Annotated in this window: 29 protein-coding genes and 1 other RNA gene; 5 read left to right on the top strand and 25 right to left on the bottom strand. The window is 42.9% G+C overall.

The annotated features are described in order from the left end of the window. Positions 1-54: 54 nt before the first annotated feature. Together recN and FGD67_RS06245 are read left to right on the top strand one after the other, a co-directional pair. The gene (recN, locus tag FGD67_RS06240; RefSeq protein WP_257174185.1) at positions 55-1,719 is read left to right on the top strand and encodes a DNA repair protein RecN; all 1,665 of its coding nucleotides are present in this window, start codon (positions 55-57) and stop codon (positions 1,717-1,719) included. A gap of 105 nt (positions 1,720-1,824) precedes the next feature. Further along, on the top strand, positions 1,825-2,172 hold the full coding sequence (locus tag FGD67_RS06245) for an outer membrane protein assembly factor BamE (RefSeq protein WP_257174186.1): 348 nt from the start codon (positions 1,825-1,827) through the stop codon (positions 2,170-2,172). Positions 2,173-2,323: 151 nt separating this feature from the next. On the opposite strand, the gene FGD67_RS06250 is transcribed toward FGD67_RS06245, so the two are convergent. Both FGD67_RS06250 and FGD67_RS06255 read right to left on the bottom strand, forming a co-directional pair. Next, positions 2,324-2,713 (bottom strand): RnfH family protein, encoded by a 390-nt coding sequence (locus tag FGD67_RS06250; protein ID WP_257174187.1) that lies wholly within the window; start codon positions 2,711-2,713, stop codon positions 2,324-2,326. A gap of 37 nt (positions 2,714-2,750) precedes the next feature. Then, positions 2,751-3,182: an SRPBCC family protein gene (locus FGD67_RS06255; protein ID WP_257174188.1), complete on the bottom strand. Its 432-nt coding sequence runs from the start codon at positions 3,180-3,182 to the stop codon at positions 2,751-2,753. A gap of 151 nt (positions 3,183-3,333) precedes the next feature. On the opposite strand from FGD67_RS06255, the gene smpB reads away from it, so the two are divergent. The 3 genes from smpB to FGD67_RS06270 all read left to right on the top strand — a co-directional run bounded on the left by smpB (position 3,334) and on the right by FGD67_RS06270 (position 4,953). After that, entirely contained in the window at positions 3,334-3,819 is a 486-nt protein-coding gene (gene smpB / locus FGD67_RS06260) for an SsrA-binding protein SmpB (protein WP_257174189.1), read from the top strand. A 94-nt stretch (positions 3,820-3,913) separates the two neighbouring features. Next, positions 3,914-4,263, top strand: a transfer-messenger RNA (tmRNA) gene (ssrA, locus tag FGD67_RS06265). 426 nt (positions 4,264-4,689) lie between these two features. Then, positions 4,690-4,953 (top strand): hypothetical protein, encoded by a 264-nt coding sequence (locus tag FGD67_RS06270; protein ID WP_257174190.1) that lies wholly within the window; start codon positions 4,690-4,692, stop codon positions 4,951-4,953. Here the strand turns inward: FGD67_RS06270 and FGD67_RS06275 are convergent. The 23 genes from FGD67_RS06275 to gpM form a co-directional block, all read right to left on the bottom strand. Next, complete coding sequence (locus FGD67_RS06275; protein WP_257174191.1) at positions 4,950-5,285, bottom strand: hypothetical protein; 336 nt, start codon at positions 5,283-5,285, stop codon at positions 4,950-4,952. The two genes, FGD67_RS06270 and FGD67_RS06275, sit on opposite strands and share 4 nt — an antisense overlap. Then, positions 5,285-5,593, bottom strand: a complete 309-nt coding sequence (locus FGD67_RS06280) for a hypothetical protein (protein WP_257174192.1) — start codon at positions 5,591-5,593, stop codon at positions 5,285-5,287. Before FGD67_RS06280 ends, FGD67_RS06275 begins: the two co-directional genes overlap by 1 nt. Then, positions 5,593-7,062, bottom strand: a complete 1,470-nt coding sequence (locus FGD67_RS06285) for a hypothetical protein (protein WP_257174193.1) — start codon at positions 7,060-7,062, stop codon at positions 5,593-5,595. The genes FGD67_RS06280 and FGD67_RS06285 overlap by 1 nt, the downstream gene beginning before the upstream one ends. After that, complete coding sequence (locus FGD67_RS06290) at positions 7,055-7,420, bottom strand: hypothetical protein (RefSeq protein ID WP_257174194.1); 366 nt, start codon at positions 7,418-7,420, stop codon at positions 7,055-7,057. The genes FGD67_RS06285 and FGD67_RS06290 overlap by 8 nt, the downstream gene beginning before the upstream one ends. Further along, entirely contained in the window at positions 7,420-8,190 is a 771-nt protein-coding gene (locus FGD67_RS06295; protein ID WP_257174195.1) for a hypothetical protein, read from the bottom strand. Before FGD67_RS06295 ends, FGD67_RS06290 begins: the two co-directional genes overlap by 1 nt. 7 nt (positions 8,191-8,197) lie before the next feature. Beyond that, on the bottom strand, positions 8,198-8,899 hold the full coding sequence (locus tag FGD67_RS06300; RefSeq protein WP_257174196.1) for a hypothetical protein: 702 nt from the start codon (positions 8,897-8,899) through the stop codon (positions 8,198-8,200). Then, the gene (locus FGD67_RS06305) at positions 8,899-9,396 is read right to left on the bottom strand and encodes an adenine glycosylase (RefSeq protein ID WP_257174197.1); all 498 of its coding nucleotides are present in this window, start codon (positions 9,394-9,396) and stop codon (positions 8,899-8,901) included. The genes FGD67_RS06300 and FGD67_RS06305 overlap by 1 nt, the downstream gene beginning before the upstream one ends. Positions 9,397-9,462: 66 nt before the next feature. Continuing rightward, the gene (locus FGD67_RS06310) at positions 9,463-12,726 is read right to left on the bottom strand and encodes a phage tail protein (protein ID WP_257174198.1); all 3,264 of its coding nucleotides are present in this window, start codon (positions 12,724-12,726) and stop codon (positions 9,463-9,465) included. A 3-nt stretch (positions 12,727-12,729) separates the two neighbouring features. After that, positions 12,730-13,356, bottom strand: coding sequence for a hypothetical protein (locus FGD67_RS06315; RefSeq protein ID WP_257174199.1), 627 nt, complete (start codon positions 13,354-13,356; stop codon positions 12,730-12,732). After that, positions 13,356-14,549 (bottom strand): baseplate J/gp47 family protein, encoded by a 1,194-nt coding sequence (locus FGD67_RS06320; RefSeq protein WP_257174200.1) that lies wholly within the window; start codon positions 14,547-14,549, stop codon positions 13,356-13,358. Before FGD67_RS06320 ends, FGD67_RS06315 begins: the two co-directional genes overlap by 1 nt. A gap of 1 nt (position 14,550) precedes the next feature. Beyond that, on the bottom strand, positions 14,551-14,880 hold the full coding sequence (locus FGD67_RS06325) for a DUF2590 family protein (protein ID WP_257174201.1): 330 nt from the start codon (positions 14,878-14,880) through the stop codon (positions 14,551-14,553). Next, positions 14,880-16,628 (bottom strand): phage tail tape measure protein, encoded by a 1,749-nt coding sequence (locus FGD67_RS06330; RefSeq protein ID WP_257174202.1) that lies wholly within the window; start codon positions 16,626-16,628, stop codon positions 14,880-14,882. Before FGD67_RS06330 ends, FGD67_RS06325 begins: the two co-directional genes overlap by 1 nt. 39 nt (positions 16,629-16,667) lie before the next feature. Further along, positions 16,668-16,790 (bottom strand): hypothetical protein, encoded by a 123-nt coding sequence (locus FGD67_RS21890; RefSeq protein ID WP_373567852.1) that lies wholly within the window; start codon positions 16,788-16,790, stop codon positions 16,668-16,670. Positions 16,791-16,852: 62 nt separating this feature from the next. After that, positions 16,853-17,119, bottom strand: coding sequence for a putative phage tail assembly chaperone (locus tag FGD67_RS06335; RefSeq protein WP_257174203.1), 267 nt, complete (start codon positions 17,117-17,119; stop codon positions 16,853-16,855). Between the two features lie 40 nt (positions 17,120-17,159). After that, the gene (locus FGD67_RS06340; RefSeq protein WP_257174204.1) at positions 17,160-17,402 is read right to left on the bottom strand and encodes a hypothetical protein; all 243 of its coding nucleotides are present in this window, start codon (positions 17,400-17,402) and stop codon (positions 17,160-17,162) included. After that, positions 17,402-17,818 carry a hypothetical protein gene (locus tag FGD67_RS06345; protein WP_257174205.1) on the bottom strand — a complete coding sequence of 139 codons (417 nt, stop codon included), beginning with the start codon at positions 17,816-17,818 and terminating at the stop codon, positions 17,402-17,404. The genes FGD67_RS06340 and FGD67_RS06345 overlap by 1 nt, the downstream gene beginning before the upstream one ends. 10 nt (positions 17,819-17,828) lie before the next feature. Further along, positions 17,829-18,377: a glycoside hydrolase family 108 protein gene (locus tag FGD67_RS06350; protein ID WP_257174206.1), complete on the bottom strand. Its 549-nt coding sequence runs from the start codon at positions 18,375-18,377 to the stop codon at positions 17,829-17,831. 27 nt (positions 18,378-18,404) lie between these two features. Continuing rightward, positions 18,405-18,854, bottom strand: a complete 450-nt coding sequence (locus FGD67_RS06355) for a DUF2597 family protein (protein ID WP_257174207.1) — start codon at positions 18,852-18,854, stop codon at positions 18,405-18,407. Positions 18,855-18,857: 3 nt separating this feature from the next. Beyond that, the gene (locus tag FGD67_RS06360; protein WP_257174208.1) at positions 18,858-19,973 is read right to left on the bottom strand and encodes a DUF2586 domain-containing protein; all 1,116 of its coding nucleotides are present in this window, start codon (positions 19,971-19,973) and stop codon (positions 18,858-18,860) included. Between the two features lie 52 nt (positions 19,974-20,025). Further along, positions 20,026-20,676 (bottom strand): hypothetical protein, encoded by a 651-nt coding sequence (locus tag FGD67_RS06365; RefSeq protein ID WP_257174209.1) that lies wholly within the window; start codon positions 20,674-20,676, stop codon positions 20,026-20,028. A gap of 14 nt (positions 20,677-20,690) precedes the next feature. Next, positions 20,691-21,179, bottom strand: coding sequence for a phage tail protein (locus tag FGD67_RS06370; protein WP_257174210.1), 489 nt, complete (start codon positions 21,177-21,179; stop codon positions 20,691-20,693). Beyond that, positions 21,176-21,637 carry a head completion/stabilization protein gene (locus tag FGD67_RS06375; protein WP_257174211.1) on the bottom strand — a complete coding sequence of 154 codons (462 nt, stop codon included), beginning with the start codon at positions 21,635-21,637 and terminating at the stop codon, positions 21,176-21,178. Before FGD67_RS06375 ends, FGD67_RS06370 begins: the two co-directional genes overlap by 4 nt. 145 nt (positions 21,638-21,782) lie before the next feature. After that, positions 21,783-22,409 (bottom strand): phage terminase small subunit, encoded by a 627-nt coding sequence (gpM, locus tag FGD67_RS06380; protein WP_257174212.1) that lies wholly within the window; start codon positions 22,407-22,409, stop codon positions 21,783-21,785. Between the last annotated feature and the right edge of the window lie 26 nt (positions 22,410-22,435).

The raw sequence follows: 22,435 nt of genomic DNA on the forward strand, positions 1-22,435 counted from the left end.
TTTGGTTATTACACGTTAATCGCACATCAGTGCGATAAAAATAGTGAGACAACTATGTTATTGCAACTCAACATTCAAAATTTTGCCATTGTGCGTTCACTCGACATTGATTGGCAACAAGGCATGACCACCATTACTGGTGAAACCGGTGCCGGTAAATCGATTGCCATTGACGCCTTAGGCCTTTGCTTAGGCGATCGCGCCGTAACCAATGTTGTCAGACCTAACTGTAAAAAAGCTGAACTGGCCGCCACCTTCGATACTGCCGATAATAAGTTCGCAAAAAAGTGGTTAAAAAAACACGACATGTTGCTCGACAATGAATGTATTCTTCGTCGGGTAATTTCTGCTGAAGGCCGATCAAAAGCTTATATTAATGGTAGCCAAGTACCATTAGCACAATTAAAAGAAATTGGGCAATTACTGATTAATATTCATGGTCAACATGACCATCAGCTAATTGTAAAAGCACACGAACAACGAAATATTCTTGATGCTTATGCCAGCCATCAACATTTACTTGATGCGGTAAAGTATTATTATCATCAATGGCGTGAACTCAGCCAAGAAGCTAAACTATTGCAAGAAAGCAAGCTACAGCGTGAAGCCAAACAACAATTACTTCAATATCAAGTCGATGAACTGAATGAGTTTTCATTGCAGCCTGATGAATTTGAAAGCTTAGAAGTTGATTATCAGCGCCAAAGCAATGGCCAACATATATTAAGCCAAACGTTAATCGCTGTGCAGCAATTATCAGAGGATGAACAGTTTAACGTGGTTGATGGTTTACGCCACAGTAGCGAACAAATCGCATCCTTAGGTAACTACGACCCTGCTTTAAAAGCTATAGCCGAGCAGCTAAACGAAGCCTTGATTCAAGTTGAAGACGCCAGCCAAGAAATCAAACATTATTACGAATGTCTTGAACTAGACCCGCAAGCTTATTCGTTAATTGAAGAACGTTATTCTACAGCGGTGTTATTGGCGAAAAAGCACCAAGTGGCGCCTAATGCCTTGGCTGACTTCCATCAACAACTATTACAAGAGTTAGCATTATTTAGCTCTGATGAAACACGCTTAGTACAAATTAATGATGATATCGATGCGGCAAAACAAAAATATCAAGAAGCCGCACAGTCATTGTCAGAGTCAAGAAGTAAAGCCGCGGTAAAACTCAGTAAACTGATCAGTAAAAGTATGGCGGAGTTAAATATGCCACACGGCAAGTTTTTCATCGACATCTACCAAGATAAAAATCAAAGTTTATCGGTGAATGGTAACGACAGTGTTAGCTACCTTGCCAGTTTAAATCCAGGACAAGCTCTCGAAGCGATGAATAAAGTTGCTTCAGGTGGTGAGCTTTCTCGAATAAGTTTAGCCATGCAAGTAATTCTCGCCGATAAAATTATTACCCCAACCTTGATATTCGATGAAGTTGACGTGGGTATTAGTGGTCCTACCGCTGCAATGGTCGGTAAAAAATTACAACAACTGGCTAAAAACACTCAAGTGATTTGTGTTACTCATCTCCCGCAAGTTGCCAGCAAAGGCCATCAACAGCTTTTTGTGGCTAAATTAACTGACGGAGAACACACAGAAACCACAGTGACGGAACTTTCTAGCGATGGCCGCGTCCAAGAAATTGCCCGTTTGCTCGCCGGTGATAAAATTACCGAAAATAGCTTGGCCAACGCGCAAGAATTACTTGCCGGATAAAGCAAATTGCAGCAAGCGGGTGAAATAAACTAAAAATTATTTTGTATCTCTTAGCCCGCTTCGCTATTATCCCCGTTCAAACTAAAAAGGATAAATATAATTACCATGTTGTTTCGAGTATTAGCTATTGTTATCGCCCTATCTGTTTCAGCCTGTTCAAGCTGGGTTTATCGCATCGATATTCCACAAGGTAACTATCTAGAACAAAAAGACATTGATAAACTTCAAATTGGCATGACAAAAGAGCAAGTTAAATTTGTCTTAGGTAGCCCAGTAGTTGAAGACACCTTCAACAAAAACATTTGGCACTATGTTTATCGTTTTAAGTCGGGTAAAAGTGAAGAATTTGACGCAAAAAAACAATTTACTATCACCTTTGATGATAATAAAGTTGTTAATGCTGAAGGTGATTTTGAATTACCTGAAAGTTATTATGTACCTATGATTAACTAGATTGAATCATTAGTTAAACAAAAGTTCTCAGTGAACATTGTCACTCTTTAAAGTCAGTTTAAGTGTGAGATAAAGTTCAAATTGAATATAAAGCATGTCTATTTATAGCCATGCTTTTTTATTAGCAGATTATCGTGAAGTAAAAGTTTCGTTATGAGGATTCGCCCGCCTTGCTTCTACGTGGATCAACTCGACCACCGGTAATTTTGTCTGCACGCCCTTCCTCTTTCGCCTTTTCCGCTCTGCGCTTACGTACTTCTTTAGGATCAGCAAGTAAGGGGCGGTAAACCTCAATACGATCTAAATCCTTGACCATATCGGTTAACTTCGCCGCACGATTCCAAATGCCAACATTATTAACCGCTAGGTCTATCTCGGGAAACTCTTCAATAATGCCTGACGATAAAATCGCTTGTTCTATGGTTGTATTAGGCCCAACCTGACAACTGATAATTTCCTGTCGTGTTGGTGTGCCATAAACCACTTCAATAGTTAGCTGTTCTAATACGTCATTATCTTCATTCATCACATCTTCACTCATACTAAGTTAAAGCTTTATTGTACTTATTTAACAGGTGCTAACCGTATACTTCTTTAGCTCGCTGCGTAAAAGCTTGGACCATATTATTGGCTAAATGATTAAACACACGGCCAAAGGCTAAATCAAACATTTTATTAGAAAACTCATAATCTAAATTCAATTCAATTTTACAAGCGTCATCAGACAACGCCTTTAATTGCCAACCACCAACCAACTGTTTAAATGGTCCATCAACTAAATTCATTTTTACTTCTTGATTGTTGATCAAAATATTTTCCGTGGTAAACCACTTTTTTAAACCACCTTTAGATACCAACAACGCTGCAGTCATCGAGTGCTCATCTTGGGCAATAATTTTACTATCACTACAGTCTGGTAAAAATTTTGGGTAGGCAAGCACATCATTAATTAAATAATACATATCTTCTACACTGTGCATCACTAATGCACTACGGCTTATTTTTGGCATTCACCCTCCAATTCTCAAGGGCGCTATCATAGCAAATATCTTTAAAAAACACATTATTGGCAAAAATGATAAATAAGCCATTTAAATAACAACAATACTCCGTATAATGTTGGCGATTGCTATTTTTGGTAGTAAACAGAATGGAAATATAATGGCAAAGAAAAAAAAATCAACAAGCAGTAATACTATCGCTCTGAATAAGAAAGCGCGTCATAACTATAACTTAACCGACAAGTTTGAAGCAGGTATGAGCTTACAAGGTTGGGAAATTAAAAGCATACGCAGTGGAAAGGTCAATATATCTGACTGTTATGTTTTTGTAAAAGACCGTGAAGCTTATTTAGTGGGCGCAGAAATTATGCCGCTGAACGCCGCGTCAAGTCATGTTGTATGTGATCCTAACCGTTCGCGCAAGCTGCTGCTAAATCGTCGAGAGCTGGATGTGCTTGCTGGTGCCGTTGACCGCGATGGCTATTCACTCATTGCTACAGCAATGTACTGGAAAGCCTGCTGGGTAAAACTTGAGTTTTATCTAGGTAAAGGTAAAAAAGATCATGACAAACGCGCTGACATTAAAGATCGTGAATGGGCTGTTGATAAAGGCCGTATCATGAAAAATAAAAACTTAGAGCGATAACTGGTTAAAAAATACCACGTTGTCTATTTAATCTAAGCGCTGTACAATACGTTTTATAGGCTAACATTAGCTTATAGAAAAAGAGTTAAACTTTGGGGCGGATCTAGGATTCGACAAGATTCACGAAACCCAAGGTGCATGCCGAGGGGCGGTTGGCCTCGTAAAAAGCCGCAAAACTATAATTGCAAACGACGAAACGTTCGCACTAGCCGCTTAGGCTAGCCATCGCCTCAAAAATTCTCCTATTGTTTAGAGGATCGATGGTCACCCCAAATAGGATAGCGAGGGAAGCACGCTTAAGGCTGAACCGCGAAATAGTATTAAGCTCACCATGACGAAGCCTGTCGGTTGGCGTCTAATTGGTTAAACAAATAATCGACTAAGCATGTAGTACCGAGGATGTAGGTTTTTTGGACGGGGGTTCGATTCCCCCCCGCTCCACCACATAAAGCCCTTTGCAATCAATATCTTGCAAAGGGCTTTTCTTTTTAGTGGCGACAAAGTGGCGGCGGCTGTTTTTTATTTACCTGCTTTTTTCTTTGTCTTTTTATTTGATCGTTTACACTTTTTTTATTTCATTTTATTTTTTGCTACACTGCTGTTTTATATAGCTTTTATTTTACCTTTGTTTTTCATGCTTTCTTTTCGATCCTCACATAAACTACAAAAACCCTTTTAAATCAAAGATGTTTATTTTTATAGCGCACTTAATTCGATCCTATTATTTCATTTTAGTGTAATTTGTTTCGATCCTTTCATTTTTTCGATCATCACAAAGGCTTAGTAACTACGCGGCCTAGCGTTTAGAACTGTAGTAATCAAAAACTGTAAAAAATTAATGACAAATAGCGCGCAGGAGGGAGTGGAAGAGTGCGGATTTCGTCAAATAGTTTCTGTGTGGTGTTGTTTTACGTCATTAAAGCGCTTGGGCGTTGCTCTGTGGTGTTTATTTGCTTTATTCGTGGCTGTGGTTGTTTTTATTTAATGTTTGCCTATGGTGTTTATATTGCGTTGTATGGGGTGTGTTTTTGTGTGGGTTGGTGGGTTTTAGGCGTAAAAAAGCCCGGCGAATTTGCTGGGCTTTTTGTTTGTTGCTTGGCTTGGTTAAACGTAGTGTTTAACCTGGCACGTTAGACGTCGGGCAATGATATTTTTGCGCTGGTTACTTTTGCTTTGCCTGCGTTGGCGTATGTTTCTGGATTACTGTCGAACTGGTGGTAGGCGCGTAATGTTTCACCTTGCCAAACTGTGTAATGACTGACTGTTGCCCCTAGCGGTACGTCAATTTCTAGGGTTGCGCTTAGGTCGCGTTCGCCACTGGCGGCAGCTGCGTATGTGCATGCAGCTGTTGCTCCTGAAATTTCGTTAGCTGTTCCGGCGGCTGTTGGGTCGCCTGAGTGTAATTTAATTGAATCGGGCGTTATTGCGTCAAGCATTATGTTTTTTGTTGCGGTAGTTAAAGGCATTATCTGACTTCCTTAATTTTGACAGAGCCGCTAAATATTGGCGGTAACTCTTGGTTTAGTTGATTACTTAGGGTGAACTGGTGGTAAAACGTGCCTGCTTTTGGCAGTTCGCTTTTGTTGATTGTTGTTTTAAATTCGTCACCAATGACTACTATGCCGTTGCCTAGTGTTTTGGTTAGAAACGGTGTTTGGGCGAACTGTTCGAATAGTTCGTATTTTGCTGCACTGAAGTCGGCCGCTGATTCACCTGTTGTTAGTGCCGTTAAAAATTCTTGATCACTTTCTTGGTATAGTTGCTCGCATGACATTAGGTTAATGCTCCGTTAAATCGTTGTTTTGCTATTGCGCCGTTAAATCGTTGAAACGCTATTTGGCCGTCAATACGAAATAGGCGTAAATGTATCGGGGCGGCAGTATTGATAAATAATGCGTTAAGTTGAACGGTTTGATTTATCAGGCCGCTAATATTTGTTTGTTTTGTGCTTTGGCCGCTTAACGTTACCTGGTAAAAACAATTGCTTTGTAGTGTTGCGGTTTTAGTTGCGGTGGCGGCTAGTGCTTGCGTCTGTTTTACGTCGCCACCAAGTGTGTTTTGCTTGGTTAGCGCTGCGCTAATGTTTGGGTTTATGGTTATGTTGGCGCTAAATTGATGCGTTTCAATTGTTGAGTTATTGAAATAACCCATTAATAAAACCGTTTGTGTGATCGCGCCTGTGGCATTATTTTGTTTGTTGGCCGTGGCGGTTTTTTGATAATGTTGAGCTATAACGCTGTTTAGGTTCGCGCTTTTTATTGTATTGCTGTTTAGGCTTACAACTTGTTTTTGGTTAATTGCGTAATTTATGGTTTTTGTTGTTAACGAGTTAGCTTGGTAATTTTGTGCTATTAGCGCGTTAGCATTGCCGGTTTTATTCGTTGTGCCGCTAAATTTTATTTGTTGATTTATGATTGCTGAAAAATTATAGCTTTCGTTTGGTGTGCTACTTTTTTCTAAAAATGCACCAATAAACCCACCATTACCATTACCATCATCAGCTAAAGGTGAATCTTTTTTGGTCCTGAAGTCTTCATTTTCAGGATCAACTAGCTCTCCGCCATTGTATCCGGTCCAACCTACGGAGCCTGTATTATCTTCTGATGCAGCATTTGTTTTTTCCGTTGTTGCATCATAATTTGATGTTGTTGAGTTATAAGATAATCCGTTGATATAGTTCTGAATGCCTGCGGAGCCTGCACAGTTAACGCCACCACCAAAGATGACGTAATTGCTTACGTTAAAAGGCCGATTGTAACCTGTTCTTATTAATGTGCTTTGACCGATATTGCGAGCGTCAATAACACAATTTCTTACAACCCTGTTAACTGATGCGCTGTACAAATACATTGCATACATGTGGGATGACGGGCTAGCCGATGGTTTCAAATAGAAATTTTTAATTAGTACATTGTCTGCGCCAGACTCTAAAAAAGCATTTTGATAACCAACAGGATCAGTAAGTAAAAAGTTACTGATTACGCCATTTGGTGATAATGTTTTTAGGCCACTAAAGACGGGTAAGTTATTGTGATTCTTCCCGTCATAAATGCTGTCTATCGAGTCAATCTCATAACCATTAGGCGTATTACCTGACAAGTTGACGAAACCGATATTACCCTTACATAGCGCCTTTATGGGTGCGCCATAGTCAGTTTGAGACTCGGCAGCCCACCACAAATCACTATCTAAATAATCATGATCTCCGTCATGTTCATCACCAACAAGCGCTAATCTAGGCATTATCTCGCTCCACTATCAGCTCGCTAATGACAGACATGTTAACTTCTAATCTGTCATCTGTGATTGATAAATTAGATAAATCTACATTGAATTTTCTATCAAACTCAGGATGACTTATGTATGGTGATGAATCTTCGTCACTGGCGTCAAATGTAGGGTTTATGATTACCCAAGGCGATGTTAGCGATATTATATCAGCATCATCTTTATCGCGGTCCAATATTACCAACACAAGATAATGACCGCCAACAGGTTCAACTGCCGCACCAAGCGAATCAGTAACGTTGTATGCCTTGAGACAATCGAACTTTCGTTTTTTTCCTAAGTTGTCTTTTAATACCGCTATCTTGCACGCCATTATTCACCAGCCTTAGTTATTGGATCGAGTCTTTCTTTTTGTGCGGTTGCTTCACTACTTTGGTCGTTAAAATCTCCGGCTTTATCTGGTACGCCGCTTTTGCCTGTGCCTGTTGCTACACCTAAATGCTTATGCTGTGCGCATGTGGTTGCCAGTTCGGTTACTGTGGCCATTAATTCTGACAAAAGTTTTAATACATTTTCGCCATCTGATCCCAACCATGTTTTTGGGCTTTTATGACTTTGCTCAATGCTTGCGGTAACGGTACGCGTTTTACATTCTAACGTTGCTAATTTTCCGATAATCTCTGCCATTGACTCGTCGGTTTTACTTTCAATATTGCCGGTTTCATCAATGTGCTGGTAAACACCGTCGCGCGTTTGTACGCGTGTTTCTTTTTCTTTTATGGCCGGTAGGTCAAAGCCGAACGGTAGCACTGTTCGAATAAAAGGTTTGTCGGGCCTGCCATAAGCAAAGGCTATTTCTACAATGGCGCCAATGGTTGGCGGCTCTAGTCGGCCTGCTTTGTTGCCTGCACCTGGCAATGGTAATGGCACGGCCTGTAAAACTTTGGCTTTGGTGGCGGTGCCGTTTTCGTCGAGTAATTGCACGTCTACCGCGTAGCGTGGGTAAAACGCATCGCTTGCACGTTCTCCGTTTTGCTCTGGCAGCTCTGGCAGGGCCACCACTTTGGCTAACCGTGGCAAGTGTAAACTTGCGGTTAGCTCTGGCAATAGGCGTTTTATTATTCTGTTGATCACTTTTTCCATATTGGCGTTACCAAGTTATTTCCATTGTGGTGGCTTTAAATTCTATTTTTTCAATGCGCTGATTATTAGCAAGCACGTTAGGTCGGATCATTGGCGCGGCTGCCATAGTTGCGGTGTTGCCTGCTTGGTGTCCGGTCATTAAATTTAGCGGTATTTGTATCGGTTTATCTGCCCAGAACGAGTCGGCATAACTGCCAATAAATATTTTACCGTTACCCTGTTGTTGCCAGATAAAGTCTTTAATTTGATAAGCGCGGCCAATATTGTCTAATAGGCCATAACCTGAGCCGTCATAATAAAAACACGGTATTGACGTTTGCGCATATGCCTTTTCTGGCACCACAAATTCAAGGCCACTTTGTTTGCCCAGTTCGTCTAATACTTGTTTCAGTGTTGGGTGTCTTAACATGACGTTAAAATTAAAACTTAACGCGGCGGCCAGTTCTCGGCAGAACAAGGTAACAAAACCATTTTCGCTTGGCATTACTCGCTCAATGTAACCAAAAAACACACGGTCAATCATATTACCCCAACCTAAATCAAGGGCCACTTGGCCAAATTGGTTAAAGGTTTGATCAGCACTTTTTTGCACGGTTAGTTGGCAAGTACCAGGGGTTTTCGCTTGCAGCACAACCCAATGGTTTTTTATGTTTACGGGTTTAGCGTTTACATAAGCTTTGGCAATAAAACGTGCGTTGGTTTGGCTCATTATGCTGTGCCTGTGCGTAGTTTATTAAAGTTTTCTTCTAGCCCTTGTTGAATATTGGCGAAAGAAAAATTAGCGTCGCCGCCTTGTACGTTGGCGGTGGTTTCGGGTTGGCGTTCTTCTACCTTTTCGGGCACTGAACGGTGTTCGGTTAAGGCAAAACTTATGCGCCACTGGCGCGTTGTTTCTTGTTCAACCGCTTCAATTTTGCTGCTAAAGCGCACTTGTTTAATACCTAGTGCACTGGCCGTGTGGTTACTTACCCGATAAATAACGCGCGAGCCGTTTTCTAATGCTTCGGCCAAGTCGAATAATTGCGACAAGTTTTCGGCATTGTTAAACGGTATGTAACCGCTAACGCTGAGCGTTTTTGCTTTCGTGCCCGTCTCGGCTACGTCGGTGCTTGAGCTTTGGCCGCTTGCGTCTTCACTCGCAAGTTCTTGGCTTGCGGTGATGCGAAGTGATTTTAGGCTAATGTTAATTGTATTTAGGGTTAGCATATGGTCTTTTTAAATTGTTAAGTTAGCCGCAGCGTTTTAGTAAAATTGAACACTTCGAATTGTATATTAATTGCTATAAATTGCTTCATTAGTTGTAATCTGAGATTCTAACAAAAACTTATTAGCTATTAACCTGAACCCATAATCAGATGGGTGTGATGCAACTCCGCCTGTGGTTATCACATAGTAATTACCAGTATATGTTAATGTACTTCCAGAAAGGGAGTAGCTGGACACTGGCATGGTTATGGTTCTACCTGCCATATCAAATACTATCTCTGTAGGTGAGTTCTCAGTCACAGAGGTCACGTTTTCTAGCACCCTAGTTTCACTGCCTCTATTGATTAAATCTCCGATACTGGCCATAGATCCACTTATATTGCGTAAAGCTCCGATATTAACAAATGTACTGCCCGTAGCTTCGCACGCCGCTATTATGGCATCGTACTTAACTGATCCTCCGTACCACATACCCATCCAGAAGACCCTCGCGTTCGGGCACTTTCCTCTGATAGCTTGTAGTATCGATAAACACATGAAAGGCCAGTTATCAATAGCGCCTGCACTAACGTTATCACCAAGCTGGACTACAACTAGTGTTTCATCGCCGTCAAGCTTATCTGTTACGTATAACTGTACATTAGCTGCGACATGCTCTGGACTTGCTATGTTTTCTATCACGGATGCGCTCTGACCTGTAGCTGTAAACTGGGGGTTTAGTGTGAGTATGTAGTTGTTAATTAGCTGGTAGTAACCATTAGTTATCGCAGACGAGGCCATCGCGAACTTGTCACCAAAGCCAGATATCAGAGAGTTACCGAAGTACGCAGCTTTTGTCGGCACCATTGGTAGCAGCTTTATTTCACCTGTTGTAGTAGCACCTATTTCGTATTTCTTTCCATCTGCAGCAGTTACAGTCGGAGTTCTACCCACTTTCTGATCTATATTTCCAATCGCAGAGTCTGTCGCTTCAAATAGCTGCTTTGCATTATCTCCATCTATATACGTACCTGAAACCGCACCGTTGGCTTCATATATTCTGAAGTTAGATATTGTTGCTCTAACTGTCTCTGTAGACGTTTGACCTGTTTGGTTATTTATCCACACATAAAAACTTGTTAGCCCATGGTAGACAGTGTAGTAAGCGGGATCGAACGTCACTGTAACTGAACCATCTTCAGTTATAGGGGTTCCAATCATATTGTAATAATCAGTAGCTCTCGTACCTCCAGCTACTACTAATTGCAGCCCTTTATAAGAGTCTATATTGCTAAACACTACATCAAACTTAATCGTCACAATATTGCTGCCAGATGGAGTAAATTTATTTGTAACAATCCACGAGTTACCCACCCCCGTTTTAGTATACACAAAACTATTATTAGCTATATCCAGCTCAGTCATAGGACCATTTTCAGTTAATGTTTCTATGTCACTAAGTGTTGTTATATCACCATTACTTACTCGTGAGAGATTTACACCATTACTAAAGTTTCGATCTACAGATTCAAATAGCTCTTTACTTGTATTGCCGTCAAGGTTATCAAATGGAGCTTTTGTCACATCTTGCGTGACTCTGTAGTTCATTATCTTCGCTTGTACATAATCGCCTGCTTGCATCGGGGAGTTGTTAAAAATTATTCTAAACTGTGTTGTCCCGTATTGGTTATAATACTCGGCAGGATCGAATGATAAACTAACTTTTCCAGACTCTACGAGTACCATCAATTCAACTTGAAAATTCCCTGAAAATGAATTTTCGTCGGTTAGTATAACTTTAACCCCGTTGACAGTAGGAAAAGCTAGGTCATTATCAACTTCAGCATAAAAGTTAATATTAACAACTTTAGTTACATCGGGTGTAAATGCATCCATTGTAAGCCAGCTGTAATTAGCGTTTTCCTTTCTATATGTAAAACTGTCATTTAATATATCAATATCAGCTCTAGACCCTGCACCGCTATTCTCTACCGTGGACAACAGATTAACACTGTCGGTCTGTATATCAGCTAAGCTTAACCTGCGAACTTGCTTACCAGAAAAACCTAAAACGGCGCTACCACTCACAGGGTCACTTGTATTCGACAAGTCGAGCTCATTTTTAATTATGGATGCATCTTTAGCATAAGTGTTATCGCTTACCCAGTAATAATAGCCATTTAATGATCTGTTAGGGTCATTCACTACCTTATATGACGCTTTCTGCTCTGTAGCATCTACAGGTGTGTAGGCATCGAGCAGGGCATAATTTTGAAACACAAGTACACCAGACTGCTGATTTGTTTTTAACCCAGCAATGTCATTACCGTGTGTTATTACTGTTGATTTAACCGAACCTAAGTTAAGGCCAATCTCACTTATACTATTCTCATTCGCTCTTATTTTTTCCTTTTCCGCTTCAATGTTGTTTTTGTTTGTGGTGACTTTTAATTTTTCTATTTCTAAATCATTTTGTAGTGTAGTTATATCTGTACGTATTAATGCAAAGTCATTAAATAAATTTCGTAAATCTTTAATTTCATCGGTGGACGTTACTTCTGCAATTTTCACTAAGTAGTGTTGCTTACCTGTTTCGTCTATGTAGTTTGTTAATTCGTCGCTGACTATCCTTAATCCGTGCTTTGGCTTCCAAGCACTTGAGTCATCCCCATCAAAGTAGGCGTCTACATAAATATTTTGTGGGTAAGTTGATGCTGTTAATATTACCATTTCTTCAAGTTCTACACGTAACCCATTTACATAGCCAACCCCCGCCAATACGCTAAAGCTGTTTTCGGTTTTGCGCGATTCAACTTTAAAACCATTATCAATGAATGAATCAGTGCCATTTAAATCTTTTGCTAAGTTTCGGGTTAGTTCGTCCATGCCGCTTAAACGTGCAGTAAAGTCTAACTGCCATGTTTCGGGTGATACGCTAATGCCTGCTAGGTCGGCTATGCCAGAGTACTCAATACCAAAGTTACGGTTTAGTGTGTTACCGGCACTGCCTGGCGCGGTAATTGTTTTGGCAACAGTTGGTACATGGCTAATGGCTACTAATGTTTGGTTTACAGATGAATACAAACCCACCCAGTTAAATTCGAACGGGCCCGTTACGCTGTCGAGCACGGTTGAGTAAACAACTACGTTGTCGTTAATTCGGCCTGTTTGTTGCACATTTTGTTGATGCACAATAGCGTTAGTTGGAATGCCTTCGTTACGATCAATTGCGGCGGCTGGGTCTTGCCCTGCTACGTTGGCAAAAATAAAGGTATCAATATCTAGCTGCTGGTTTGCTTGTGCTTTAGTTGCAAATAACTTTTCGCCTGCAAGGGTTATAACTTGTGCCATGGTTTAGTACTCCTGTTTAACATTTGCGACGGTAAATTCAGCATGGCTGTCCATCGTCATAAATCGGGTTGCTGGTAATAAATTGGTGTTAATTGTGGCAACGGTGTAATCGCTGTCGCCATCAAAGTTTTTTGGTGGTGCTGCTAATGGTTGTTTTGCAATAGTTACGTATTCATAGCGTCTAGTTGTGCGCCCGTATTGGCGGCACAGCGCATTTATTAAATTTTGCCTTGCGCCTAGGTCCGTATCTAATAACTGCAGGCTCACTACATCCCAATCAACGGTGCTTATTCGCTCGTCAATTGTTATCCACGGCATGCCAAGCTTTTCAAACATATCAAGCCAGCCGTTTTTGCTGCCTGCACCTTTAGCAAATGGCAGGGCGTATTTAACGCGGGTGCGGTACATTAGCTCAGTTTCGTTGGGTATTTGGCTAATGTCGCGTTCCCATGCGAGTAGGTGCACTAGTGCTAGTTCGGCGGTCATGGGGTCAAGCTGTTTAGCTGGCCATGCCAGCATGTCGGCGAAACGCTGCCAAAAAAGCACGCTGCCTTGGCGTAATTTGTCTAGTTCACTGGCAGGCTTTGCCAACCAGTAGGGCATTTTTGTAATATTTTGCCAGTCGATCATTAGGCGTTACCGTCCGTAATGGTTAAGGTATTAATGCGCGGTACGCTGTTGGCGCTTGTAATATCGCCTTGTGCCCAGTTTATTGAGTCGATACCGCTAAATTCGCGGTGTAGTTCTTGGCTTAATCGGCTGAAACTAAAACGGCTGTTTGGCGTGGTTTTGGTGGCGGTGTAGTTGTTGTTTTTACGAAACGCGCAGCGGATAAAGTCGTCAATATTGGCGAGTAGCGCGGTGACTTCTTCCGCTAATAAGTAGTTATGCGGGTAAATGGTTACGCCAAGGGTTTCGCTTGTGCTTGGCATGGCTAATACTTGTAAGTCGTCGCCGTGGCCGTGGTAGCCTTTCGCCATAACATAGTCGTTTAAGTCGCTGAGTAATTGCGCGGCGGGTTCGCCAATGTCTAACAATATAAACGCATTTGCTGTGCCGGGGCCGCGTGGCGCGTCGTGTTCAAAATAAACATTGTCGGTATTTAAGCCGCTTTGCTCGGTTAATATGGCGCGGTAAACCGCGTCAATGTGCCAAGGCGCTGCAGCGGTAAAAGCGTTGCGCGTTCTTAGCTTTAGTTCGTCGTTGGTTTCGGCATTAGCGCCTAGCGTTGTTAACCAGTCAGCGTCGTTATTTACGCTACCAATGCCCGTAACTGCTGATGGTAAGATATGGTAATATCCTGCGCCTAAATTATAATCTTCTCCGTCAAATTCTGCGGTTACGGGTACGTTAATGCTTAACTGGTTTTCGGGCAGTATTACGTCGTTATTTGTGATCACTCGGTACACTTGGCCGTTTATTTCGTCGGTTTGTATTACGGTGCCAGCGGCAATTAATAAGCTTGGTCCTGTACTTGCCGCGCGATAAAAAACAACATGGCCTTGGGCGGCTTGTTCGCTTTTTCGGGTAATGTCATGCTCCCACGCCTTTGCTTCAATAAAGGCGCTGTCGGTCGCGGTTTGTAAAAACAGGTTTGGCAACATAGTGTCGATTAAGACTTTGTTTACTATCCAGTTTGCAGGCTTGGCAACAATGGCAGTAATTAATCGCCAAAACGGTGAAAATGGCGAGTCGTTAGCAATAATGCTGCCCGCGGTTTCAACGTCGTTTTTAAATAGGTCTTTCCACCCTTGTTCTGTTGTGGGTATGCCTGCGTTTTCAACAATGCTTTTAAAGTCAATGTTTGGGTTTTCTAATGCCATGTTATGCGCCTACTAATGTGTTAATTGTGCCAAATTCAATGGTTTGTGCGCTTACCCACCATTCGCCCTTTTTAATGTCGTTTTGTTGCACGGTTACTGTGCCTGGCATAATGCGCAAATCGTCTTCAACCAATAATTTAATACGGGTTTGGGTGTCGGCGCCTACGCCTGTGCCACGGTCGCTAACTAATAGTTTCGCTAAGCCTGATTCTATAATCGCGTGCACTATGTCTTGCGCTATGGCGTTGCGGTCGGTTAAGTAGGTTGGGTTTTTTCCTGCGTCTAGCATGACATCGCCGTTTTCAATATGTAAATCCATATAAATTGCCATTAGCCGTGCATCTCCACAAAGTTCATAAAGTTGGTTTCACCTTTGGCTGGGTAAACATTAACGTTGCCAATTGATGTTGATTTTTGTTGATTCGCGTTTGATATTTGCTGAGTTATGCCGCCGTTTTCTACACGTGATTTAATTGGGGCAACCGCATCAACACTTGGAGCAATGGTACCTGATGAATTGAGATTGATATCTAAACCAGTAAACCCTGCAACCTGATCAATTACCCACATAACCCCATTTAAAAAACCTTTTAATAACGTTAACGCCGCTTTTAATGGAAACAGTAGAAAATCTATCCAACCAACATCACCCATTGACGCTTTTAGGTCGTCCCAGTAATAAATTAAGCCAGCAACGGCAGCTACCGCCAAGGCGATACCCGCGACAATTAGGCCAATTGGGTTGGCAAACATGGCTATATTTACGGCAAGTAATACTGACCGTAAACCTGACAGTCCAAGTGTTAATGCGGCGGTAATGCCTGACCATGACATGGCGGCAACGCCCCACGCTACCATTGCCATTTTGCTTGCGCCCATCACTAAGGTGAATAACCCCCCTGCTGCAATCATGGCGATAATAGCAACGGTGGTATAACCAATGAATTTAGTAAGATTTGGAAATGTTTTTGTAAACCACACCACGTCACTTCCAACACTAGACAGCCAACTAGCAAAGCTATTGAACATGGGTAGAATAGCCATTCCGAAAGTACGTTTTATTGCTGTCCAGCTTTGGCTTAATCGCTCGCTTTGGTCAGTCATGGCGGCGGCCATTTTTTCGGCTTGTTCCATGCCTTTTACTTTGCCTAAATCTTTTATTGAACCGTTTAAACCGTCGATGTCGTTCATTAATAACTTAACGGTGGAAACGGCCTCTTTGGATCCGAACGCTTTAGTTAGCTCGTCACTTTCGGCCACTTCTAAGGTGTCGCCGTATTTGCCTTTTATTTTTTCTAATATGTTTACCATGGGCAGCATTCGTCCTGCGCTGTCGGTAAAGGTTAAGCCGAGGGCGTTTTGTGCTTTACCCACTCCGGCTAAAAAGGCTCTGTATTTTGTGCCTGCTTCACTGCCTGAATATGTGGATTGCAATGTGCCTAATATTGCCATTTGTTCGTTCATGCCAATGCCAGCGCTTGTGGCCTCTGCGCCAATAGCAGTAAATGCACCTGACATACCCGCACCGGTAGTTCTGAACATTTCTACGGCGGTTGATGTCATACCCGTTACTTGTTCAACCCAGTTGGTTTTGCCCATACCAATGGCTTGGTTTTTAAAGATGCCATACATAACCCCCATATAGCTTGTAATCGTGTCGGCGTCGGCTTTGGTGGCGGCGGCTAATACGTTGCTTGATAACGTAAAGGCGGATAAATCAGCGTCGGATAAACCGCTAATGGCTGATTGTATGTCATAACTTGATCTAACAAACTCGGTGGCCGATTTTCCATATTCAATTGAAAATAATGATGCGGTTTCAGCCAATTGTTTCAGGGCGCTTTCGCGCACACCTAAACTTTTTACTTCGCCTAGTGCGCGGTCCATTTCAATTGCAGGCATAAGCGCATTTTTTAAGGCGTAACCACTGGCCGCAATACCTGCAATACCCGACGCCATTTGCATGGTGCCTTGTTGGTAGTTAGACGTTAACCCGTTTAAGCCTTTGGTTATTTTGGCAATAGGCTTAGTTATTTGGTCAATCAGTCCAACGGTAAACATTAATTGCTTTGGTAGCATTCGTGGTTATCCTATTTCTATCGGTTTACTAGTTAAAAACTAGCCCGAAAATGCCTTACTTACGGCGTTTACTACTATGTTTTCTAGGTCTTCTCGCTGTCTTTTCATTAACCATGCGGCTCTGGCTAGGCTGTGTTCGTCGTCGGCTTCGTGTGGTAGCAAGTGGCGGCGAATGGTTAGCAGTTGTTCAAAGCCGTTTTGTTCAATTGATTCGATCAGCGCTTCTATTTTTTTACGGTAATTTCCAAAATGGGCGAAAATTCAGCTTTTAACGTGCCTGCTATCTGCAGTTCTGTGCCTGGCGAATCTTCCAGTAATTTTTTAAAGTCGTCTTTTTGGTTTGCGTCAATAGTGCGCATGCAAAAGTTATGGGCTGCGGCGGTCATTGACTCACCACGCGCGGCGCTGTCAACAAAGGCGCTGTGGTCTTGTACGGCAATGCTAAAATTAAAGTCGGTGCCTGCAATGGTTAATGTAATTTTGTTTTTCATGTGTTTACCCTCGATAGTGTTACGTGTTGTTAAATTTTTTTTATTTGCTTTCTAATAATCGGTCTAACTTGGCGTTTATTTTGTCAAACTGCTTCATGCTGCGGGTTTGATCTTCTTCGCGTATTTTTTGTAAATGCAATATTTCAACACTGTTTAAATCAACGCGTTTATCAATGCCCGAAATAAACCAAAACCCGCTAATAGTGACAATGGCCGTTGATATAATGTGCGTAAGGTTTACTTCTTTTTTTAAGTGCCATTCGCTTGGATTTTTATCGCTCATTATTTGGCTACGCCTTTTATTTTTTCCACGGTGCGCAAACTGGCTAAGCCAAGCAACATGCCGACAAGTTCCATAATATTGTCGCCGGTAAACGGAAACGCTAAAATAACGTCTTGCGCCAAACACGCTTGCGCCCAAATAAATGCACCAATGGCAAATTTAACCGGAAAAAACACAAACAAGCCTAGCGCGGCAACCCAAAGCAATGCAGGCCGACCACCAGCAACAAAACTGCTGCGGTGATTCGCGGCGGCAACATTGGCAAGGGCTTGCATTAATAACGGCTTTTGCTTTATTTCGGCTAAGTCGTTTTGTAATTGGCCGCGTTCTTCGTCTGACGTAAACAGCGCGTCGCCTGCTTTGCCGATGGCTTCAATTGGGTTACCAGTGCCTATTATTTTGCTAAACCAGCCCATGTTATTGCCCTTATAAATTTACGATGCGTTTTAACCAACCGTATTGGTAGCGCTCTTGCGTTTGGTCTTTTAGTGCAATGTCTATACAAAAACTAATGCGCTTGCTTTTAATGGCTTGAAATAACACCACTAACCCTTGTTTTTGGCGGTGCTGATAAAACAGCTTTAACGCTTCAAGGGTTTTACTGCCAACAATACCGTCGGCGGTTAAATCGCTATAAAGCGTTTGTTGCTGATTAAGCACGTTAAGCACTTGTTGCAGGGTTTTGCCTGCTTTGGTGATCCCCGAATGTACGCCAAAGTCGAACAGCTGCACGGCCAAGTCGTCGTGGTAACTAGCGATATGGTCAAGCTTTAGCGGTTGCCAATAGCGTTTTTCGTAAAGTGCAAAGGCCACGTTAAACGACAAGTCTGCCATGGGGCCGGTGTAACCATTTTCTCGCGCTACCGCTTTGGTAATGCCGTACATGGTTTCGCCGCCACGGTCGCTTGGGTCGTTACTGTAACCACCCTCGGCGCGGATAACTTGTGCGATTAACGTTTGCTTTAAACTTTGCATTTTTACTTTTTCCTAGCTTTTGCTTTTTTACTGTTGGATGTTTTTGATTTCTTCTGGGCGCAAATATGGCACGCCGTTGATGTTGACAAAATCAGGGTCGGTTACGTCAAACGGTATTTTGAACATTGAGGCGCTGCCGCCTTTTTTGTCGATGTCTAAAATGTCGCTAAGCTTGATGCGGCAACCAAAGGCTTCAACTTTCATTTCGTCTTTTGCTGTTTTTGCATAAAATAAAATGTCAAAGGTTTTCATGCCGCGCCACGAACCGGCTTTTTTTGCCGCGTTTGAGATCAGTTTAAAGTTGCTGGCATTGACGGCAATTTCTCCACTTGCTGATACGTCGCCATCAACGTAACCGTCTGGCACTCCACTGGTTTGGCTGACGGCGCTGTTGTCGGTAATGTTTAGTGTTGCTGTGTCAACGTGGACCATGATGTCGCCCAAGTTAACGTTAAAATTCATTCCTGATAAACGCATGGTTTATGCTCCTAACTCGTTAGATAAATCTAATAAAATGTTGACGGTAATTTCTTTCGGGCTGTTGTATGGGCGAACTACCATGTAGATCACTACGCTTTTGTTGCTGGTCCATTCAATTAAAATGTCACCCTCGACTGGTGGTTGTATTTCACCGGGGAACGGCGTGCCTAAAATGGTGGTGCTTTTGCTCATTTCGCGCAGTGGCTTCATAAAGTAGCTTTTGTTTAACTCGATGCTGTTCGGCGTTGAGTTAAGCGCACGATTACCGACGCGGCGAATAGCTAACACGCGCACTTTGCGACTGGCTTTGTGTACGCTGCGTAAATGTTCAAAGTATTGATAATCGCCGCCGTTCGCGTCTAACGTGGTGGCGTCGCCCCAGTAAATACCCTCAAAATCGGCATACCATTGCGGCACACTTAAACGGTTGTTGGCTAAGGTTTCTAGTGTGGCAAGTGTTAGCGGTGCGGCTGCGCTATCGGTAGGCGCTGCGCCTAACCCTAAAACCGCGCCTGTTGCTACGCGCATTGGGCTGTCGGCAATGCTAACGCTGCTGTCGCATAATCGGCCTGCTAATACGCCAATGTTGTTAGTGTGCAATTGCGGTACGGGTACAACCAATTCGGCGACAATGCCGTTTTGCAACGCAATGCTGGCCGTTTCATACTGTGACCATGTTTGTGTTGCGTCGTCGATACCTGGCAAGGCAATTAAGCCGGAAACAAAGCGGCCTAAACTGGCTTGTAATGCTTTTAGGTAGTCGTGCGTGGCGGTAAGCTCTGGCGCGGTGGTTTGCGGGTCACAAAATACTATGGTTTCAAAGCTTTGTACTTCGTTGGCGCGGTCGCATGCTTCAAATAGGTCTTCAACTGCGGCTAACGGGTAAACCGCTGCTGTCCAGTTTTGCCCTGCGTTAAGCTGCGCGGCAATTAATTGCGTGCGTAGGTCGCTATTGGCGAATACGTCGGTTAAGTCAGTTTGTGCACCTACGCTAAACAGTTGGCTTTCTTCATCAACATGGCCTGCTAAACCAATGAAAAGAAAATGACGTTCAACGGCGGCAATATCGCCCTGACCTAGATTTAAATTGTTTACTTGCACTTTGCCTAATGACATCGTTTTTTCCTCTTGGTTTGCTGTTTGGTTTTACTGTTCGTTAATACGTTTATTAACGGTTAAGTTGTTGTAATATTTTTGCTAGGTCGCGCTGCACCGCTTGCGCGTTATCTCCTAAAAATGGCCTTGCTTGTACGGGTATTTGCCAATTTGTTTTTACCGTTTTGTTACGCAATTTTTGCAATATAAACCCGGCTTTGCCGTGGCTCAGTGTTGCCATAATTTCTTTAATACTGGCGCGGCGGTATCGGTTGCCCTTGCCGCGTTTTACTTTGTAACCCTCGGCCCGTAATGCTTTGGCTTGGCTGCGACTGCATGGCGCTTTGTAATCTGGCTTGCCGTGTATGCGTGCCATACGGCTAGCGGTCATTTTTTCGCTACCGCCGCCCTGCTGTAATGCGGCAATACGGCCTGTTAATACATTTTTGTGCTTTAGTTCTAAGCGTTTGGCATTTTTTACGTAAGGCTCTAATGTGCGACCTAGCTTTTTTAGCATTTTGCCTTTTTTGCCGCTTGCCCTTGGGGTGAATGTTTCACCCGTTACGGTTTTTTGTGCCTGTATTCTTTTACGTGCCTTGGCGCGTTGTTGCCTGCCCAGTGTTTTTAATAACCTAATGCGCTTGTTGGCTGGTAGTGCTAACAATTGCATTTGTTGTTTTAGGTTTAGTGCCTGCTTAGCGTTTGGCTTAATGCTTAATTGCATACGGTTAAACCTGTTTAATTTTGTTGCTGTACGGTTACGTCTACGTTTTCAGCGATGTTGATCGGTGCGCTGTTGACTTTGTAACGGGCGTTATTAAAAAACACGGGGCCGTTAACGTCGGGTATTAGCTCGATGTTGTCGATCAGTTCAACGTCAATAATTACCGTGGCGTTGTCGCTGCTGATTTCGTCTATGTCAATTTCAGGATCATTTAATTGGTAAATGTCGCGTTCGTTATCGTGGTCAATTAAAAAAGCCGCCACCATAGCTAATAGGGAGTAAGCTGCTATGCGGCGGTGTGGAAAATTTTCAATAACGATTACGCCGGTATGTTTCCATTTTGCAACCTGGTAACCGTTTTCGCCTCGGTCTTCGCCGTTTATGATCAGCGTGCCGCTTTCTTGCCACGCGTCAATATTGTTGGTTTTTATAACCGGCTGTAGGCTTTTTAATAGGTGTTCGCCCAGTTGTTGTAATTGGGTTTTTTGGCTGCATTGGCTCATAGCGTGTGCACCCCTGCTCGACCAAGGCCAAGCAATAAACGCACGCTGCGGTTACTTTGGGCTAATATCGCGTTTTGTTGGTCTGCGTCTTGGGCTTTGTTGTTGCCTGTGTCTTTTTGGTCAACCGCTGAAAAGTACCCCATTAAGTCGGCATGCGAACGGGCGTATACTGCGCCGCGATAAATACTGATTTGCATTTCTGAAAATTCGGGCACGCCAAGCGATAATGTAAACGGTAAGGTTGGAGCAACGTCCTTGTAATCTCCGGTGGCTATGGACAGCACTTGTTGTTGAATTTCGCTAACGCTGCGGTTAAGCGAGTCGGCCAGTACCGTTTCTTCATAAAATTCAGGTATGCGGCGGTGTTGTCTAAATTCTGCAGTAGATAAAACAGGCCAACCACTATCGGTGTCGATAATGATGTTTGCTTGTTGTTCTGCTTCAAATCCAAATGTCATGCCGTATTCCAATTTTTAAAAACGTTACTGTAAAAGGGTTCAGAGCGGTTAGCGTCGACGCAATTATTAAAAGTCGCCTTTTAAATGCTCGGCTAGCGCTCTGGAGGGTTGGGAGCTGGTTCTGCCGTTACTGTTCAGCTAGCTATTAACTGGCCGTAAGTTCGGTAATGGCTCTAATACGCATGGCGATTTTATTTCGCACGGTTTTAACTTGCGCATGTTTGTGTAGTTCTGCGGCCTTTGCCAGTAGTTCGTCGGCCTTTCGTAGCCGTTTAAGGTCGCCAACGTGGCTTGGTGTAACGTCGCCGTTGCTTTTTCTAAGTAAGGCGAGTCCGGCAAATTTATAAAATTTTGCGGTAACTTGCTCTGGTAGCGCCCACTCGTTAACAACTTTGGTGAATACGTCGCTAAAATATGGCTCGATACTTTGGCCGTTTTCTGCTTGAGTTTCTGCCCACTCGAAAACAGTGTCGGCGATAAAGCCGGGCCACTTTCGCTTGATAATGTTGGGCATAGGCTGATTTTGTTCAATGGCGATGATGCCGTACTCAATGGCGCGGCTGTAGCTGCCTGTGTCAAACAGCCAAATAATGCAAAAACTAAAGATGGGATTATCAATTTGCTTTTCTTCATTTGGTAGAACCTTTAAATATTGTTCGGTTATCGGTAACCACTTCGGCAATAAAACATCGCGTTTGTGGGCTATTTTGTCGGCGCGTCTAACAAAGCTTTTAAGCTTTTTAACGTCGCTTTCAAGTTCAATTATCTGCAAATGCAGACTTGGGGCGTAAGTTCCGT

It is taken from the genome of Colwellia sp. M166 (assembly GCF_024585285.1).
Lineage (GTDB): Bacteria > Pseudomonadota > Gammaproteobacteria > Enterobacterales > Alteromonadaceae > Cognaticolwellia.

Coding starts and splice junctions, on each gene's coding strand:
- FGD67_RS06275 (WP_257174191.1), bottom strand. CDS start 5,285: ATGCCTTTAACTACCGCAACAAAAAACATAATGCTTGACGCAATAACG.
- recN (WP_257174185.1), top strand. CDS start 55: ATGTTATTGCAACTCAACATTCAAAATTTTGCCATTGTGCGTTCACTC.
- FGD67_RS06335 (WP_257174203.1), bottom strand. CDS start 17,119: ATGAAAAACAAAATTACATTAACCATTGCAGGCACCGACTTTAATTTT.
- FGD67_RS06300 (WP_257174196.1), bottom strand. CDS start 8,899: ATGAGCCAAACCAACGCACGTTTTATTGCCAAAGCTTATGTAAACGCT.
- FGD67_RS06280 (WP_257174192.1), bottom strand. CDS start 5,593: ATGTCATGCGAGCAACTATACCAAGAAAGTGATCAAGAATTTTTAACG.
- FGD67_RS06355 (WP_257174207.1), bottom strand. CDS start 18,854: ATGCGTTTATCAGGAATGAATTTTAACGTTAACTTGGGCGACATCATG.
- FGD67_RS06370 (WP_257174210.1), bottom strand. CDS start 21,179: ATGAGCCAATGCAGCCAAAAAACCCAATTACAACAACTGGGCGAACAC.
- FGD67_RS06320 (WP_257174200.1), bottom strand. CDS start 14,549: ATGGCATTAGAAAACCCAAACATTGACTTTAAAAGCATTGTTGAAAAC.
- FGD67_RS06325 (WP_257174201.1), bottom strand. CDS start 14,880: ATGGCAATTTATATGGATTTACATATTGAAAACGGCGATGTCATGCTA.
- FGD67_RS06350 (WP_257174206.1), bottom strand. CDS start 18,377: ATGCAAAGTTTAAAGCAAACGTTAATCGCACAAGTTATCCGCGCCGAG.
- FGD67_RS06345 (WP_257174205.1), bottom strand. CDS start 17,818: ATGGGCTGGTTTAGCAAAATAATAGGCACTGGTAACCCAATTGAAGCC.
- FGD67_RS06305 (WP_257174197.1), bottom strand. CDS start 9,396: ATGCTAACCCTAAATACAATTAACATTAGCCTAAAATCACTTCGCATC.
- FGD67_RS06245 (WP_257174186.1), top strand. CDS start 1,825: ATGTTGTTTCGAGTATTAGCTATTGTTATCGCCCTATCTGTTTCAGCC.
- FGD67_RS06255 (WP_257174188.1), bottom strand. CDS start 3,182: ATGCCAAAAATAAGCCGTAGTGCATTAGTGATGCACAGTGTAGAAGAT.
- FGD67_RS06340 (WP_257174204.1), bottom strand. CDS start 17,402: ATGAGCGATAAAAATCCAAGCGAATGGCACTTAAAAAAAGAAGTAAAC.
- FGD67_RS06315 (WP_257174199.1), bottom strand. CDS start 13,356: ATGATCGACTGGCAAAATATTACAAAAATGCCCTACTGGTTGGCAAAG.
- FGD67_RS06290 (WP_257174194.1), bottom strand. CDS start 7,420: ATGGCGTGCAAGATAGCGGTATTAAAAGACAACTTAGGAAAAAAACGA.
- FGD67_RS06295 (WP_257174195.1), bottom strand. CDS start 8,190: ATGGAAAAAGTGATCAACAGAATAATAAAACGCCTATTGCCAGAGCTA.
- FGD67_RS06310 (WP_257174198.1), bottom strand. CDS start 12,726: ATGGCACAAGTTATAACCCTTGCAGGCGAAAAGTTATTTGCAACTAAA.
- FGD67_RS06285 (WP_257174193.1), bottom strand. CDS start 7,062: ATGCCTAGATTAGCGCTTGTTGGTGATGAACATGACGGAGATCATGAT.
- FGD67_RS06330 (WP_257174202.1), bottom strand. CDS start 16,628: ATGCTACCAAAGCAATTAATGTTTACCGTTGGACTGATTGACCAAATA.
- FGD67_RS06250 (WP_257174187.1), bottom strand. CDS start 2,713: ATGAGTGAAGATGTGATGAATGAAGATAATGACGTATTAGAACAGCTA.
- smpB (WP_257174189.1), top strand. CDS start 3,334: ATGGCAAAGAAAAAAAAATCAACAAGCAGTAATACTATCGCTCTGAAT.
- FGD67_RS06375 (WP_257174211.1), bottom strand. CDS start 21,637: ATGACATTTGGATTTGAAGCAGAACAACAAGCAAACATCATTATCGAC.
- FGD67_RS06365 (WP_257174209.1), bottom strand. CDS start 20,676: ATGCAATTAAGCATTAAGCCAAACGCTAAGCAGGCACTAAACCTAAAA.
- FGD67_RS06360 (WP_257174208.1), bottom strand. CDS start 19,973: ATGTCATTAGGCAAAGTGCAAGTAAACAATTTAAATCTAGGTCAGGGC.